This is a genomic window from Variovorax sp. Root473 (genome assembly GCF_001426505.1).
Classification (GTDB): Bacteria; Pseudomonadota; Gammaproteobacteria; order Burkholderiales; family Burkholderiaceae_C; genus Variovorax.
The window spans coordinates 435,219-450,975 of the sequence record NZ_LMEV01000020.1 but is presented as its reverse complement, the minus strand read 5'-3'; the positions used below and the strand labels follow the sequence as shown (position 1 = coordinate 450,975).

The 15,757-nt window shown below is 66.9% G+C and carries 16 protein-coding genes and 3 tRNA genes; 6 read left to right on the top strand and 13 right to left on the bottom strand.

Annotation, left to right across the window (positions count from 1 at the left end):
* Positions 1–131: 131 nt before the first annotated feature.
* From ASD34_RS26760 to trpE, 10 genes are all read right to left on the bottom strand, one after another.
* Positions 132–206 (bottom strand) — tRNA-Thr (locus ASD34_RS26760).
* Positions 207–248: 42 nt separating this feature from the next.
* Positions 249–322, bottom strand: a tRNA-Gly gene (locus tag ASD34_RS26755).
* Between the two features lie 64 nt (positions 323–386).
* Positions 387–472: transfer RNA gene (locus tag ASD34_RS26750), tRNA-Tyr, on the bottom strand.
* A 97-nt stretch (positions 473–569) separates the two neighbouring features.
* The gene (locus tag ASD34_RS26745) at positions 570–1,289 is read right to left on the bottom strand and encodes a uracil-DNA glycosylase (protein WP_056584620.1); all 720 of its coding nucleotides are present in this window, start codon (positions 1,287–1,289) and stop codon (positions 570–572) included.
* Positions 1,286–2,086 (bottom strand): indole-3-glycerol phosphate synthase TrpC, encoded by an 801-nt coding sequence (trpC, locus tag ASD34_RS26740; protein WP_056584617.1) that lies wholly within the window; start codon positions 2,084–2,086, stop codon positions 1,286–1,288. The genes ASD34_RS26745 and trpC overlap by 4 nt, the downstream gene beginning before the upstream one ends.
* A gap of 37 nt (positions 2,087–2,123) precedes the next feature.
* Positions 2,124–3,146 (bottom strand): anthranilate phosphoribosyltransferase, encoded by a 1,023-nt coding sequence (trpD, locus tag ASD34_RS26735; RefSeq protein WP_056584614.1) that lies wholly within the window; start codon positions 3,144–3,146, stop codon positions 2,124–2,126.
* Between the two features lie 36 nt (positions 3,147–3,182).
* Entirely contained in the window at positions 3,183–4,241 is a 1,059-nt protein-coding gene (gene ltaE, locus ASD34_RS26730; protein WP_056584610.1) for a low-specificity L-threonine aldolase, read from the bottom strand.
* A gap of 6 nt (positions 4,242–4,247) precedes the next feature.
* Positions 4,248–4,832 carry an aminodeoxychorismate/anthranilate synthase component II gene (locus ASD34_RS26725; RefSeq protein WP_056584607.1) on the bottom strand — a complete coding sequence of 195 codons (585 nt, stop codon included), beginning with the start codon at positions 4,830–4,832 and terminating at the stop codon, positions 4,248–4,250.
* A complete protein-coding gene (locus ASD34_RS26720) occupies positions 4,829–5,221 on the bottom strand; it encodes a GxxExxY protein (protein ID WP_056584604.1) in 393 nt (130 codons plus the stop codon). The genes ASD34_RS26725 and ASD34_RS26720 overlap by 4 nt, the downstream gene beginning before the upstream one ends.
* Positions 5,218–6,720 (bottom strand): anthranilate synthase component I, encoded by a 1,503-nt coding sequence (gene trpE / locus ASD34_RS26715; protein ID WP_056584602.1) that lies wholly within the window; start codon positions 6,718–6,720, stop codon positions 5,218–5,220. The genes ASD34_RS26720 and trpE overlap by 4 nt, the downstream gene beginning before the upstream one ends.
* A 392-nt stretch (positions 6,721–7,112) precedes the next feature.
* On the opposite strand from trpE, the gene ASD34_RS26710 reads away from it, so the two are divergent.
* Positions 7,113–7,655, top strand: coding sequence for a chalcone isomerase family protein (locus tag ASD34_RS26710; protein ID WP_082549133.1), 543 nt, complete (start codon positions 7,113–7,115; stop codon positions 7,653–7,655).
* A 16-nt stretch (positions 7,656–7,671) separates the two neighbouring features.
* Here the strand turns inward: ASD34_RS26710 and ASD34_RS26705 are convergent, their stop codons facing one another.
* Positions 7,672–8,349 (bottom strand): phosphoglycolate phosphatase, encoded by a 678-nt coding sequence (locus ASD34_RS26705; protein WP_056584597.1) that lies wholly within the window; start codon positions 8,347–8,349, stop codon positions 7,672–7,674.
* An 80-nt stretch (positions 8,350–8,429) separates the two neighbouring features.
* On the opposite strand from ASD34_RS26705, the gene ASD34_RS26700 reads away from it, so the two are divergent.
* On the top strand, positions 8,430–9,662 hold the full coding sequence (locus ASD34_RS26700) for an NUDIX hydrolase (RefSeq protein ID WP_056584594.1): 1,233 nt from the start codon (positions 8,430–8,432) through the stop codon (positions 9,660–9,662).
* Positions 9,663–9,667: 5 nt separating this feature from the next.
* On the opposite strand, the gene ASD34_RS26695 is transcribed toward ASD34_RS26700, so the two are convergent.
* Entirely contained in the window at positions 9,668–10,366 is a 699-nt protein-coding gene (locus ASD34_RS26695; RefSeq protein WP_056584592.1) for a response regulator transcription factor, read from the bottom strand.
* A 253-nt stretch (positions 10,367–10,619) separates the two neighbouring features.
* Between ASD34_RS26695 and ASD34_RS26690 the strand changes: the two genes are divergently transcribed.
* Positions 10,620–11,981, top strand: a complete 1,362-nt coding sequence (locus tag ASD34_RS26690) for a DotU family type IV/VI secretion system protein (protein WP_056584589.1) — start codon at positions 10,620–10,622, stop codon at positions 11,979–11,981.
* A gap of 28 nt (positions 11,982–12,009) precedes the next feature.
* Here ASD34_RS26690 and tssJ read toward each other — a convergent pair whose 3' ends face one another.
* Entirely contained in the window at positions 12,010–12,525 is a 516-nt protein-coding gene (gene tssJ / locus ASD34_RS26685; RefSeq protein ID WP_056584587.1) for a type VI secretion system lipoprotein TssJ, read from the bottom strand.
* 71 nt (positions 12,526–12,596) lie between these two features.
* Here tssJ and tssA point away from each other — a divergent pair, with 71 nt between their 5' ends.
* The 3 genes from tssA to tssC are packed head-to-tail and all read left to right on the top strand — an operon-like array spanning position 12,597 to position 15,741.
* Positions 12,597–13,628 carry a type VI secretion system protein TssA gene (tssA, locus tag ASD34_RS26680; RefSeq protein ID WP_056584584.1) on the top strand — a complete coding sequence of 344 codons (1,032 nt, stop codon included), beginning with the start codon at positions 12,597–12,599 and terminating at the stop codon, positions 13,626–13,628.
* Between the two features lie 49 nt (positions 13,629–13,677).
* Positions 13,678–14,190 (top strand): type VI secretion system contractile sheath small subunit, encoded by a 513-nt coding sequence (gene tssB / locus ASD34_RS26675; RefSeq protein WP_056584581.1) that lies wholly within the window; start codon positions 13,678–13,680, stop codon positions 14,188–14,190.
* 57 nt (positions 14,191–14,247) lie between these two features.
* Complete coding sequence (gene tssC, locus ASD34_RS26670) at positions 14,248–15,741, top strand: type VI secretion system contractile sheath large subunit (protein WP_056584579.1); 1,494 nt, start codon at positions 14,248–14,250, stop codon at positions 15,739–15,741.
* The last annotated feature ends 16 nt before the right edge of the window (positions 15,742–15,757 follow it).

Genomic DNA, 15,757 nt, shown 5'->3' with positions numbered 1-15,757 from the left:
GACCGATCGTGCCCACGTTCACGTGCGGCTTGGTGCGGGTGAATTTACCTTTTGCCATTTTTCGACTCCGAAAAAAACGATTTCAACGCATGCAGATGGGTCGCAAGCCTGTCGTTGCAACCCCAGAAAACTGGTGCCCTTTGCGGGAATCGGACCCGCGACCTCTCCCTTACCAAGGGAGTGCTCTACCACTGAGCCAAAAGGGCTTTTGTTCTAACCAAATCGCTTCCGGCGCCGAACCGGGTCTCTGGAGCGGGAGACGGGAATCGAACCCGCGTCATCAGCTTGGAAGGCTGGGGTTCTACCATTGAACTACTCCCGCATCGGGGCACTTCAAGGCACCCAAAGCGCTAGATCCAATCGCTCCTAGAAACCAAATTCATCGCTGGTGGAGAGGGCTGGATTCGAACCAGCGTACTCGTAAGAGGGCAGATTTACAGTCTGCTGCCATTAACCACTCGGCCACCTCTCCGGCGAACCTCGAAATATAGCACGATTTTGTGACCACTCAGGATTCCCAGCAAAAGATGAAGCGAGGAAACCTGCTCGAGGTGTGAAGCCTCTGATTATCAGCGAAGTTCGGAGCCTCCCGACTGCTGCGCCTCACGCCATGCACGGGCTTGACTGAAATGGCCGCAGCCGATGAACGGGACCGGGGGGCGAAGCGCCGAGAGCGGCGAGGGATGATTCGACATCAGCACCTTATGGCGTTCAACGTCAATCAACGCACGCTTACTCTGTGCGTGCGAACCCCATAGCATAAAAACAACAGGGCGTTTCCCCTGCGCCACATGACGGATCACGGCGTCCGTCAGCACCTCCCAGCCGCGCCCTGCATGGCTGGCCGGCTGGCCTTCTTCAACGGTGAGACAGGTGTTCAGCAGCAGTACACCATGCGTCGCCCACTTCACGAGGCTGCCACCCGGGTTCGGGAACGCCGGCGGCGGCGTGCCCAGGTCGCGCTGGAGCTCCTTGAAGATGTTGCGCAGCGATGGCGGCAGGGCCACTCCGGACGCCACTGAGAAGGCCAGTCCCTCGGCCTGCCCGCGCCCGTGGTACGGGTCTTGGCCCAGGATCACGACCCGCACGTCTTCCGGCGGCGTGAGTTCCAGCGCCCGCAGCGGCTGCGGCGGGAAGATCACCGCGCCGGCGTCGAGGCGCTCGCGCAGGAAGCCTTGCAGCTTCTGCCCGACCGCGCTGGCGAAGAAATCATCGACCAGCGGCTGCCAGCCTGGCGCCACCGGCCAGTCGGCAGGATCGCTGCTCGACAGCTGGTCCGGCCGCGTCATTTGAACAATGCGGCGAGCGCCTCGCCGGGTTCCTTGGCGCGCATGAAGGCTTCGCCGACGAGGAAGGCGTTGACGCCCGCTGCACGCAGCGTGGCGACATCCTCGCGTGTGGCAATGCCCGACTCGGTCACCGGCAGACGGTCCGCCGGCAGCCTGGGCAGCAGATCGATCGTCGCCTGGATCGACACCTCGAAGTTGCGCAGGTTGCGGTTGTTGACGCCGATGAGCGCCGTCTTGAGCTTCAGCGCGCGCTCGAGTTCGGCCGCGTCGTGCACCTCGACCAGCACCGCCATGCCCAGCCCGCGCGCGATGGCTTCGTAGTCCTTCATCTGCGCGTCGTCGAGGCAGGCGGCGATCAGCAGGATCGCGTCAGCACCCATCGCGCGCGACTCGTACACCTGGTAGGCGTCGACGATGAAATCCTTGCGCAGCACGGGCAGGTCGCACGAGGCGCGCGCCTGCTTGAGGTAGTCGACGCCGCCCTGGAAGAACTGCTTGTCGGTCAGCACCGAGAGGCAAGCCGCGCTGACCGTGCCGTCGCCCTCGGCATAGCTTTGCGCGATGTCGGCTGGAATGAAATCTTCGCGCAGCACGCCCTTGCTCGGGCTGGCCTTCTTGACCTCGGCGATCACCGCCGCCTGGCCGGCTGCGATCTTGGCGCGCAACGCGGCCTCGAAGTCGCGCGTGAGCACGCGGCTTTCGGCATCGAAGCGCACGGCCTCGAGCGGGGCGCGCTTCAGCGCGGCAGCGACTTCCTGGCGTTTGACGGCGACGATCTTGTCGAGAATGTCTGACATGGCTTGCTCTGCTTTCGATGGCACGACGGCCTGATTCTCAGAAGGAGGTGGAGGCTGCGACCAGCTCGGCGAGCCTGGCCCTGGCCGCACCGGATGCAATCGCCTGGCGCGAACGCTCCACGCCCGCCGGCACCGAGTCGACCACGTTGGCCGCGTACAGCGCCGCGCCTGCATTGAGGAGCACGATGTCCAGCGCCGGACCGGCCTGGTTGTCCAGCACGCCGATCAGCATGGCCTTCGATTGCTCGGGCGTCTCGACGCGCAGCGAACGGTTGCTCGCCATCTGGAAGCCGAAGTCTTCCGGGTGCAGCTCGTACTCGCGGATCTCGCCGTCCTTGAGCTCGCCGATCATGGTGGCCGCGCCCAGCGAAATCTCGTCCATGCCGTCGCGCCCGTAGACCACCAGCGCATGCTCGGCGCCCAGGCGCTGCAGCGCGCGCACCTGAATGCCCACGAGGTCGGGGTGGAACACGCCCATCAGGATGTTCGGCGCGCCGGCCGGGTTGGTCAGCGGCCCGAGGATGTTGAAGATGGTCTTGATTCCGAGTTCCTTGCGCACCGGCGCGACGTTTTTCATCGCGGGGTGGTGGTTCGGCGCGAACATGAAGCCGATGCCGACCTGCGCAATGCACTGCGCGATCTGCTCGGGCTTGAGGTTGATGTTGACGCCCAGCGACTCCAGCACATCAGCACTGCCCGACTTGCTCGACACGCTGCGTCCGCCATGCTTGCTGACCTTGGCGCCGGCCGCGGCCGCAACGAACATCGAGCAGGTCGAGATGTTGAAGGTGTGCGAGCCATCGCCACCGGTGCCGACGATGTCGACAAGGTGCGTGGTGTCGGCCACAGGCACCTTGGTCGACACCTCGCGCATCACCTGCGCGGCGGCGGTGATCTCGCCGATGGTTTCCTTCTTGACGCGCAGGCCGGTGATCAGCGCAGCCATCATCACGGGCGAGCACTCGCCGCTCATGATGAGCCGCACGATGTGCAGCATCTCGTCGTGGAAGACTTCGCGGTGTTCGATGGTGCGCTGCAGCGCTTCCTGGGGGGTGATCATGGGAATGTCTCCTCGGTATGTGCGTATCGGCAGGCCTCAGGCCTTGAAGAAGCCGCGGATCGCCGCGACGGCGCGGTCGACGCCCGCGGCATCGACATCCAGGTGCGTCACGAAGCGCAGACGGTACAGCCCGGTCGCGAGGATGCCCTGCTCATTGAGGCTGGCGAGCAGTTCCGCGGAACGCGCCTGCGCCGCGCCGGTGAGATCGACGAACACGATGTTCGTGTGCGGCGCCTCGACCTTCAGGCCTTCGATGCCTTCGAGCCCCTGTGCGAGCCGTTGCGCCAGCGCATGGTCGTCGGCCAGGCGATCGATGTGGTGGTCGAGCGCATGCGAGGCCGCGGCCGCCAGCAACCCCGCCTGTCGCATGCCGCCGCCCGCCATCTTGCGGATGCGGTGGGCGCGCGCGATGAACTCGCGCGAGCCGACCAGCGTCGAGCCGATGGGTGCGCCCAGGCCCTTGCTGAAGCACACCGACACGCTGTCGAAGCACTGCGCGATGCGGCGGGCTTCGGCGCGAATGTCGGTTCGCTTGTTCAGCGCGGCCTGTGCGGTGGCGGCGTTGAAGAGCCGTGCGCCATCGAGGTGCCGCTGCAGTCCCTTGCTTTTCGCCAGGTCGGTCGCGGCCTGCACGTACTCGAAAGGCAGCAGCTTGCCGCCCAGCGTGTTCTCCAGCGCCAGCAGCTTCGTGCGCGCAAAGTGCGCGTCGTCGGGCTTGATGGCCGCCTCGATCTGCGCGAGCGGCAAGGTGCCGTCGGGTGCGTGGTCCAGCGGCTGCGGCTGCACGCTGCCGAACACCGCGGCGCCGCCGCCCTCCCAGCGGTACGCGTGCGCCTGTTGGCCGACGATGTACTCGTCGCCACGGCCGCAATGCGACAGGATCGCGCACAGGTTGCTCTGCGTGCCGGTGGGCACGAACAGCGCCGCCTCGAAGCCCAGCAGCGCAGCGATCTTCTCCTGCAGCGCATTGACGCTCGGGTCGGTGCCGAAGACGTCGTCGCCCAGCGGCGCAGCCGCCATGGCCTCGCGCATCGCGGGCGTGGGCTGCGTGACGGTGTCGCTGCGCAGGTCGACGATGGGAGTGCGTTCAGTCATGGTGGGTCAGTCCAGAAAGTTCTTGAGCATGGCGTGGCCGTGCTCCGTGAGGATCGATTCGGGATGGAATTGCACGCCTTCGATGCGCACCTCGTGCGCAAAGCCGGTGTGCCGCACGCCCATGATCTCGCCGTCGTCAGTCCATGCGGTGACCGCCAGTTCCTTCGGGCAGCTCTCGCGCTCGATCGAGAGCGAGTGGTAGCGGTTGACGACGAACTTCTCGGGCAGGCCCGCGAACACGCCCTCTTGCGTGGTCGTGATCTCGCTCGTCTTGCCGTGCATGAGTTGCTGCGCGCGCACGATCTTGCCGCCGAAAGCCGCGCCGATGGCCTGGTGGCCCAGGCACACGCCAAGAATGGGCAGCTTGCCCGCGAAGGCCTCGATGGCCGCCACCGACACGCCCGCCTCGGCCGGCGAACACGGACCCGGCGACACCACCAGCCGCGTCACGCCCGAAGCGATCAGCTCGCCGATCTGCGCGACGGAGATCTCGTCGTTGCGATGCACCTGCACGTCCGCACCCAGCTCGCCGAAGTACTGGACGATGTTGTAGGTGAACGAATCGTAGTTGTCGATCATCAGCAGTTTCATGGCTTGCTCACAATCCGGTGCACGCCCTTCACGACGGGGAACACGTTGAAGTTGATGAGCAGGCCCAGCTTCAGGCCCGACAGGCGCAAAGCCGCGAGCACCTGCGCACGGTGCAGGTCGGTCAGCACATCGACGGCCTTGAGTTCGACGATGACCGACTGCTCGATCACGAAGCCCGCGCGGTACACATCGCCCAGCGAGCGCCCCTTGTAGCTGGCCGACAGCGCCACGTCGCGCGTGAAGCCGATCTCGCGTTCGGCAAGTTCGATGGCCAGTGCCGCAGCATAGGCCCCTTCGTCGAGTCCCGTGCCGAGCACGCGTTGCACCTCGACGGCGGCGCCGATGATCTCGTGCGAGAAGTCGTTCTGGATATCAGGTGCGTTGCTCATTCCAGGCCTTCCTCGACCAGTTCGGCCGCACGCAACAGTGCGCGCGCCTTGGCTTCTGTTTCTTTCCACTCCAGCTCGGGCACCGAGTCGGCCACCACGCCGGCCGCGGCCTGCACGTGCAGCATCTGGTCTTTCACGATCCCGGTGCGGATGGCGATGGCCACGTCCATGTCGCCCGCGTAGCTGATGTAGCCGCAGGCGCCGCCGTACAGGCCGCGCTTGGTGGGCTCCAGCTGGTCGATGAGTTCCATCGCATGCACCTTCGGCGCGCCGGTCAGCGTGCCGGCGGGGAACGTCGCCTTGAGCACGTCGATGGCGGTCATGCCATCTTTCAGCGTGCCCTCGACGTTGCTTACGATGTGCATCACGTGGCTGTAGCGCTCCACCGCGAAGGCCTCGGTCACCTTCACGGTGCCGGTCTTGGCGATGCGGCCGATGTCGTTGCGCGCCAGATCGATCAGCATCACGTGCTCGGCGCGCTCCTTCGGGTCGTTGATGAGCTCCACCTCGGCCGCCTTGTCGAGCTCGATCGAGGCACCGCGCGGGCGCGTGCCGGCCAGCGGGCGGATGGTGATCTTCTGCTCGCCGTCGCCCGTGTTCTCCTGGCGCACCAGGATCTCGGGCGAGGCGCCCACCACATGAAAGTCGCCCAGGTTGTAGTAGTACATGTAGGGCGACGGGTTCAGCGAACGCAGCGCGCGGTACAGCGACAGCGGCGATTCGGTGTAGCGCTTGCTGATGCGCTGGCCCACCTGCACCTGCATGAAGTCGCCCGCGGCGATCATCTCTTTTGCGCGCTCGACGGCCGCGAGGTAGTCGGCCTTGGCAAAGCTGCGCTCGGGCGGGTGCGCCTGCGTGGGCTTCACGACGGGCGCGCTCACCGAATACTTGAGCTTGTCCTTCAGCTCGCGCAGGCGGCGCTTGCCCACGGCATAGGCCTCGGGCTGCTTCGGGTCGGCGTAGACGATCAGGTAGAGCTTGCCCGACAGGTTGTCGATGACGGCCAGCTCTTCGCACTGCAGCAACAGGATGTCGGGGCAACCGAGCGCATCGGGCGGGCAGCTTTTTTCGAGCTTTCGCTCGATGTGGCGCACCGTGTCGTAGCCGAAGTAGCCCGCCAGGCCGCCGCAGAAGCGCGGCAGGCCGGGCCGCAGCGCGACCTTGAAGCGCTTCTGATAGTCGGCCACGAAGTCCAGCGGATTGCCCTTGGCGGTCTCGACGACCTGGCCGTCGGTCACCACCTCGGTGACCGCCTCGTCGCCGAATCCCGAGGCACGCAGCAGCGTACGCGCGGGCAATCCGATGAAGCTGTAGCGCCCGAAGCGCTCGCCACCGACGACCGATTCGAGCAGGAAGCTGTGCTTGCCGCCGCCTTGCGAATGGGCGAGCTTGAGGTACAGGGAAAGAGGGGTTTCGAGGTCGGCAAAGGCCTCGGCCATCAGCGGGATGCGGTTGTAGCCCTGGGCGCTGAGGCTCTTGAATTCAAGTTCGGTGATCACGGATCATTCTCCAGTTGCCTGCCGGCGCTCCTTTGGCCGGTGGCAAGGTCATTCACTGGTGGCCCGGAATCGATGCGATCGATCCGGAACCGCGGGCGCACGGCGTGCGCCGTGCAATCAAACAGTCAGCGATGTATGGCGACGCCAGGGCCAGGCTCCCCGGCTGCCTTCACCTGTTTGAATGATGTGATGAACGAACATGGAGCGCCGAGTTTAGCCCACGAAAACGGCGCCTTGTGCAACCCTGGGCTTCAGGGTTCCCCCGGGCCTTGTGCGATAAAACGAAAAGATACATTCGCACGACCGTTCGCAAACTCAAGGAGATTCACTTGTTCGCCCTCCCGCACCCGGCCGTGTTCTCCCGCCTCGCGGCGCTCGTTTTTCTTTCCGCCATGTTCTGCGGCGGCGCCTCGGCGGCACAGATCGACGTGGCCGGCGTCAAGCTCGAAGAGCAGACGGACCTGCGCGGCACTTCGCTGCAGCTCAATGGTGCGGGCATCCGCTACAAGACCATCATCAAGGTCTACACGGCGGGCCTGTACCTGGGCAAGAAGGCCTCGACCACCGAGGAGGCGCTGGCCGTGCCGGGCCCCAAGCGCGTGGCGATCACGATGCTGCGCGACATCGATGCCAACGAGCTCGGCAAGCTTTTCGTCAAGGGCGTGGAAGACAACTCGCCCAAGAGCGAGATGGTCAACCTGATCCCCGGGCTGCTGCGCATGGGCCAGATGTTCGCGGACCAGAAGCAGCTCAAGGCGGGAGATACCTTCACCATCGACTGGGTGCCCGGCACGGGCACGCTGATCACGGTGCGCGGCGTGCCGCAGCCCGACCCGGTGAAGGAGGTGGCGTTCTTCAATGCGCTGATGCGCATCTGGCTGGGCCCGAACCCGGCCGACTGGAAGCTGAAGGACGCGCTGCTCGGAAAGCAGTAAGCAGCCGGGCGGCCCGTCAGGCCGCCGCGAGCTCGGCCAGCGAATCCACGAACCCGTCCGCATCCACGCCGCGCACCGGCTCGCCGTGGTTGTAGCCGTAGGTCACGAGCACCACGGGGCAGCCGGCGGCGCGCGCGGCACGCGCGTCGTTGCTCGAGTCGCCCACCATCAACGTGCGCGCCGGCACCGTGCCGAGCGCTTCGCAGGTCTTCAGCAACGGCAGCGGATCGGGCTTCTTGCGCTCGAAGGCATCGCCGCCGAACACCTGCTCGAAGAAGCCGTCGAGCCCCTTCGCGGCCAGCAGCGGCTTGGCGAAATCCGTCGGCTTGTTCGTGAGGCAGGCCAGCCGCAGCCCGCGCGCACGCAGCGCCTTCAGGCCCTCGACCACGCCGGGGTACGCGGCCGAATGGCGGCCGTTGATCTCCAGATAGTGGTGCTGGTAGCGCTCCCACGCGCGATCGAACAGCGCCGCCGGGGCCTGCGCGCCCACGTGCGCCAGCGCCGACAGGATCAGGTGCTCCGAACCCTTGCCCACCATGTGCTCGATGGCGGCCGGCGGCACCGGCGGCAGGTCGAGGTCGCGCAGCATGCGGTTCAGGGCCTCGGCAAAGTCGCCGAGCGTGTCGACCATGGTGCCGTCGAGGTCGACGATGGCCGCGTCGAATCGGGAAAGGTCGGTGCGAAGAGTGTCCAAGACAGGCGGCCCCCGGGGGAGCGAAGTGGATGGTGGAAGCGCGAGGCACGCATTCTCGCCCGGCCGCAAAATAGGCGTCCATGACCCCCACGACGCCCCTGCCCTCCGCCCCTCGCCCCATCCGTACCGCCGCCACGCTGGTCGTCTTGCGCGATGGCCCCGAAGGCCTCGAAGTGCTGATGCTGCGGCGGGCCGAGAAAGCCAATGACCAGAACAGCGGCGCCAGCGTCTTTCCGGGCGGCATGGTCGATGCGCACGACCGCCTGCTGCATCCGCTGTGCGCCGGCCTGGACGATGCCACCGCGAGCGCGCGCCTCGGCCTTCCCGAAGGCGGCCTCGATTTCCACGCAGCTGCCATCCGTGAATGCTTCGAAGAAGCCGGCCTGCTGCTCGCCAGCGATGCGCAGGGCCGGCCGGTCGAGCTGCTCACGCTCACGTCGGGTGAACTCGACGCCATGCGCGCAGCCGCCGAACGCAGCACCGATGCGCTGCTCGCGCTGTGCGCACAACGCGGCTGGTGCCTGGCCGTCGAACGCGTCGCCTACTTCAGCCACTGGCTGACGCCGCCCGGCATGCCGCGCCGCTTCGACACGCGCTTCTTCGCGGCCGCCATGCCCGCCGGCCAGGAGGTGCGCCCCGATGGACGCGAGACCGTCGAACACCTGTGGCTGAAGCCCGCCGATGCAGTCAGCCCCGCACGCGGCCTCAAGTTGATGAACGTGACGCGGCGCGTGCTCGAACACCTGGCCACCTTCGCCTGCGTCGACGACTTCATGGCGCATGCGCACGCACTGCGCCGCATCCCGCTGACCATGCCGCGGCTGGCCGACGGGCCCGCGGGCCGCCGGCCGGTGAACATGGAAGAGCCCGCCTACGAGGAGATCGGCCACCTCGATCCCGACGGCCAGGGCGGCGGCCGCTATGTGCTCGAAGCGGGCCGCGTCACGCCGCTGTCGGCGCGCGTGGTGCGCGTCGTGCACGACAGCGGCCTCAACAGTTTTCTCATCGGCGGCACCGAAGGCTGGGCGCTGATCAACCGTGTGCCCGGCGATGCACCGCACGAGGCAGCACTGCGCGCTGCGGCGCCGGGGCCAGTGCGATGGGTGTTGCCGGCTGACTCCGGGCCGCAGGCCCTGGACCTCGGCGGCGCCACGCTCCACGCGCTGGGCTCACAACGTTTCCTGCTGGCGGAGGAGGGCATGCTGTTCACCGACGACGCAACGACCCACGCGCCCGCAACGGACCAGATCGTCGAATGGATCGTGCCCTCGCGCGGCTTCATGCGGCGTCCGGTGTCGGCTGCCGCCGACTGAGCGCATCAGGCCTGCTGCGCTTCCGTCAGCGCCTGCGCCGCCACCACCGCCTCGGTACGATTGCGCACGTTGAGCGCGCGGAAGATCGCTGCGAGATGGATCTTCACCGTGCCTTCGCTGATGCCCAGGCTGCGCCCGATCAGCTTGTTCGGCTTGCCTTGCGACAGCAGCTGCAGTACCTCGACCTGCCGCTCGGTCAGCACGCTGCGCAGGTGCTCGAGGGTCTGGCCGCTGGCGCCATTGCCGCCGCGCGCAAAGGGCTCGCCCCCCGCGGCAGACGTCGGCGACACGCCGGCCACGATGCCCGGCGGCAGTGCTGTAAGCATCATCGGGGGCACATACACGCCACCCGCCAGCACGAGGCGCACGGCCGACAGCATGACTTCGGGGGAATAGGCCTTGGGAATGAAACCGAGCACGCCGCGTTCGAGCGCGCTGCGCATGATGGCCGGGTCTTCGTAGCCGGACAGCACGATCACGGGCACCGCCGGATGCCGTCGGCGAATCTCGTCGATATGGGCCTGCCCGTCGGCGCCGGGCATGTTGAGATCGATCAGGGCCAGGTCGAGATCGTCGGTCGCGCCGGCAAGCAGTTCGTCGACGCTCAGCGCCAGGACGAACTCGATGCCCGCGCCCAGCTCCGACAGCTTGGCTTTGACCGCCTCGATGACGAGCCGGTGGTCGTCGGCGATCAGAATTTTCATGGCGTACCCCAGTGTCCCAACGTCGATGTGCATCGGATTCTTCTGCGACTGCGAAGATAGCGGTGATTGTGCTGTCCCACAAGGCCGCCGCGCCCTACCAACGGCATAGACCCCAAGGGGTATGGCGGGCCCCGCAGCCGCTTGAAAAAATGAAGGCCTACTCGAACGACCGGGGACTTGGGCATGTGCGATCGCTGCAGACGCCGGTGCAAGGCATGCTTCGCAATGCACGCTTGAGAAGCGGGCATCCCTCATGGCCCGCCTGCTCGACTGCTTCTCGCCCTTCATTGCCTTCGGTCTCGGCCTGGATGCATCGATTGCCGCTGGCCGGCCCACCCTCCCCCATGACCATGCCCAGCGCGAAGCCCTGCGGCTGCTCGATACCGCGCGCGCCGATGCCCGCAACGGCGGCGCCAATGCCACGCAGATCGAGTCGGCCGCCTTCGCCATGGTCGCGTGGCTCGACGAGATCCTGGGGCGCCACCCCGATGTGGTGGACGGCGCCGCGCCGCTGCAGGTGCAGCTGTTCAACTCCAACAACGCGCACAGCGAGTTCTTCCACCATCTCTCGGCACTCGGCGCAAACGATCACGAAGTGCGCGAGGTCTACTGGCACGCGCTCGCGCATGGCTTCAAGGGCCAGTACTACTTCGAATCGGGCGACGACGGCGAACTCGGCAAGCTGAAGGACCTGCACGGCCGGCAACTGCAGCCGCGCCCGCCCGAACTCGGGCTCGAAGGCCTCGCGCAGGAGCGTCCCGCGCAGGCACTGCGCGACCCACCTTGGCGGGATGCGGGCGACCCTGGCGACCCGCGCGGCCTGGCCGCCCTGCGCCGCCGCCGGCGCGACCGCATCCTGCGGCGCACCGCGGCCGCGCTCGCGGTGCTGTTGCCGTCGCTGGTCCTGCTGTGGCTCTGGCTGGTCGGTCCGCCGGCGGCCGACACCGCGCTCACGCAGCGCATCGACCAGCAGCTCGCCAGCTACGCCTGCGCCGACCTCGAGGCGTCGATCGACCCCGACGGCCGCCCGCGCGTGACCGGCTTCGTCTCGCAGCGCGACGACCTGCTGAAAGTGGTGGACGACGTGACGGCCATTCCCGGCGTGCGCGCGCCCCACTTCAACATCGGGCTGCGCGTGTGGCCGCACTGCGAGGTGTTCGCCATCCTCAAGCCCTCGCAGGCTCGCAACCGGCAGAAGAAACACGGGCTCAGCGTGAGCGCCCTGTCGGCGACCGATGGCCGGCTGCGCGAGGGCGATACCGTGCGCGTGCAAGTGGTCGCGCCGCACCACGAGAGCTACATCTGGGTCGACTACTACACGGCCGACGGTTCGGTGATGCACCTGAACACCGGGCCGGCGCCAACGCGGCTGCGCGCAGGCGAGTCGTTGGAGATCGGGCACGACATCCCGTCGAGCTGGCTCGTGAGTCCGCCGTTCGGCAACGTGCTGATCACCGTGCTGTCGGCGCCGATGCCGTTCAGCGAGACCTCCGACCGCCCACCGTACGAGATGGCTTCGGCCTACCTGCTGCGCCTGCGCGAGGCGCTGGCCGCCAGCAGGAACAGCGAGCGGCTGATCGCGGATTTCATCTCGCTCGAAACGGTGGCGCGCTGAACGTTGTCAGCGCGCGAAGACGCCAAAGCTACCTGGCCGCGTCCACCCGGATCTGCCGCGCACCGAAGGTCACGTTGAGCACCTGCGCCTGGCCCGGCGTGACCGCGCGCACCTCGCGCCAGCGCGCGCGATCGAGGTCGCGGAACGCGGCCATCACGCCGATGGCCTTGGCATCGGCCGGCAAGGTGAGGTCGAGCTTCTTGCTCTCGCCAGGCCGCAGCAGCATCTCTTCGCGCTGCACCAGCTCGGCGCCGAGCGTGGCCTGGTCTTTCTCGAACAGCGAGAAGAAATCGGCGCCTTCGAAAGGGCCCGGCGACTTGAGCGCATAGACGCGCACGGTGAGCGGCGAGGCGCGGCCGCGTGCGTCGGGGTTGGCATCGGCGGCGGCCGTGAGCGTGATCGACACCGGCGTGACCACCGGTTTGCTCGCACAGCCCGTCAGCCAAAGACCCGCTGCAGCAAGGCCAAGGGCTGCGATGCGGCGCCGCGATGCGACGGCAAGGAGGCTCTCATAGGACGAATGGTGTGTACCCAGCGTGCGCATGCTATTCCCTTCGTTGCATTGACCGGTCCTGACGCATCTTTGATTATCACCAGCGAACTCGAACAGGCAACATGCTGACTCCACAACTCGCCGACGCACTGCTCACGCCCATCGGCGAGGCCTCGCCTTGCGGGGACGACCTGGAGTACGACGCGGACTTCATGGCGCTCACCGCTGCGGCGCAGGGCAAGGCCGAACAGCAGTTCGGCGACACCGTGATCCCCGCCGTCGAACCCGACTGGCGCGACGTGGCCGAGCGCGCCGATGCGCAGTTGCGCCGCAGCAAGGACGTGCGCGCGGCCATGCTGCTGCTGCGCGGCGCCACGCGCCTGCAAGGCACGGCCGGTTTCGCCGCCGGCCTGCAACTGCTCACCTCGCTGCTCGACACCTTCTGGGACGGCATACATCCAAAGCTGGATGCGGACGACGACAACGACCCCACCATGCGCCTGAACGCGCTCGCGCCGCTGGGCGACGAGAACATGGTGCCGCGCGACCTGTACGACGCCGTGGTGGGCAACGCGCCCGGCGTGGGCCCGATCCGCGTGCGCGACATCGCCATCGCGCACGGCGTGCTGAACGCCGTCGGCGGCGAGGCTTCGTATTCGCCGGCGCAGGTGCATGGCGGGCTCGAGGCCCTGCACGCCGCGCACCCCGAACAACTGCAGGCCGCCATCGGCCTTCCCGCGCTGCTCGACCGCCTGCAGAAGCTGCTGGGCGAGCGCACCGGCCGCACCGATGCCATCGACCTGGGCACGCTGCGCACCGTCGCACGCGCGGTCGCGAAGGCCTGCACGGCGGCAGCCGGCGCGCCGGAGGTGTCTGCCGAGGAAGGCACAACCGCAGACAGCGACGCACCCTCCGGCAACGCCGCCCGACCCGCCACAACGCGCGGCGAGATCCAGAACCGCCAGGACGCGGTGCAGATGCTCGACCGCGTCATCCGCTACCTCGAGCAGGCCGAGCCCGGCAACCCCGCCCCGCTCTTGATCGAACGCGCCAAGAAGCTCATCGGCGTGAGCTTCCTGGACATCATGGCCAACCTCGCGCCCAACGCGATGGACACCATCGAAACCGTGACGGGCAAACGCCAGTCCGAATGACCGCCCCCGTTTCCACCCGTTCCCCTTCATTCCCGCAAGGAGCATCGCCATGGCCAAGAGCAGTCAGAAATTCATCGCACGCAACCGTGCGCCCCGGGTGCAGATCGAATACGACGTCGAGCTGTACGGCGCCGAGAAAAAGATCCAGCTGCCCTTCGTGATGGGCGTGCTGGCCGACCTGTCGGGCAAGCCCGCCGACCCGCTCGCGTCCGTGGCCGACCGCAAGTTCCTCGAGTTCGACGTCGACAACTTCGACGCCCGCATGAAAGCCATGAAGCCACGCGCCGCCTTCGCGGTCGAGAACTCGCTCACCGGCGAGGGCGACCTCAAGGTCGAGCTCACCTTCGACAGCATGGAAGATTTTTCGCCCGCGGCCGTGGCCCGCAAGGTCGGCGCACTCAACAAGCTGCTCGAAGCGCGCACGCAGCTGTCGAACCTCGTGACCTACATGGACGGCAAGGGCGGCGCCGAAGACCTGCTGGCCAAGGTGCTCGAAGACCCGGCCCTGCTGCAGACGCTGGCCGCCAGCAAGAAGCCCGGGGACGGCGAAGCCGCCGCCTGAGCGTCACCCAGCCCCGATTCCTGACAGACACACACCGGTACACGAGGAGAAACCATCATGGCCGACGCACTCGAGCAGAGCGCACTGAAAGACGTTGCGTACGCGGGAAGCGACTTTTCGTCGCTGCTGCAGAAAGAATTCAAGCCGCGCAGCGACGAAGCCAAGAGCGCCGTCGAAGCCGCCGTGCTCACGCTGGCGCAGCAGGCGCTGAGCAACAGCACCGTCATCGGCAAGGACGTGACCAAGTCGATCCAGGCCATGATCGCCGCGATCGACGCCAAGCTCACCGACCAGGTGAACAAGATCATCCACCACCCCGACTACCAGAAGCTCGAGAGTGCGTGGCGCGGCCTGCACTACATGGTGAACAACACCGAGACCGACGAGAACCTGAAGATCCGGGTGATGGACATCTCCAAGCAGGAGCTGGCCAAGAACCTCAAGAAGTTCAAGGGCGCGGCCTGGGACCAGAGCCCGATGTTCAAGAAGATCTACGAGGAAGAGTACGGCCAGTTCGGCGGCGAGCCCTTCGGCGCGCTGGTGGGCGACTACCACTTCGACCAGAGCCCGCCCGACGTCGAGATGCTCGGCGAGATGGCCAAGATCGCCGCCTCGGCCCACGCGCCCTTCATCACCGGCGCCAGCCCCAACCTCATGCAGATGGAGTCGTGGCAGGAGCTGGCCAACCCGCGCGACCTGACCAAGATCTTCTCCACGCCCGAGTACGCCGGCTGGCGCTCGTTGCGCGAGTCGGACGACTCCAAGTACCTGGGCCTGTGCATGCCGCGCTTCCTGGCGCGCACGCCCTACGGCGCCAACACCAACCCGGTGGAAGAGTTCGACTTCGAGGAAGACACCGCCGGCGCCGACCACAGCAAGTACGCCTGGGCCAATGCCGCCTATGCGATGGCGACCAACATCAACCGCTCGTACAAGCTGTACGGCTGGGGTTCGCGCATCCGCGGCATCGAGTCGGGCGGCGCGGTGGAAAACCTGCCGCTGCACACCTTCCCCAGCGACGACGGCGGCGTGGACCAGAAGTGCCCCACCGAGATCGCCATCAGCGACCGGCGCGAGGCCGAGCTGTCCAAGGCCGGCCTGCTGTCGATGATCCACCGCAAGAACTCCGACTTCGCGGCCTTCATCGGCGCGCAGTCGCTGAACAAGCCGGCCGAGTACGACGACCCCGACGCCACGGCCAACGCCAACCTGGCGGCGCGCCTGCCTTACCTCTTTGCCTGCAACCGCTTTGCGCACTACCTGAAGTGCATCGTGCGCGACAAGGTCGGCAGCTTCAAGGAGCGCGAGGACATGCAGCGCTGGCTCAACAAATGGATCATGAACTACGTGGACGGCGACCCCGCCAACTCGTCGGAAACCACCAAGGCCCAGAAGCCGCTGGCCGCCGCCGAGGTGATCGTGGAAGAAGTCGAGGGCAACCCGGGCTACTACACGTCCAAGTTCTTCCTGCGCCCGCACTACCAGCTCGAAGGCCTCACGGTCTCGCTGCGGCTGGTGTCCAAGCTGCCGACGGCCAAGGGCGCGGGCTGAAAAAAATCTGCGAATT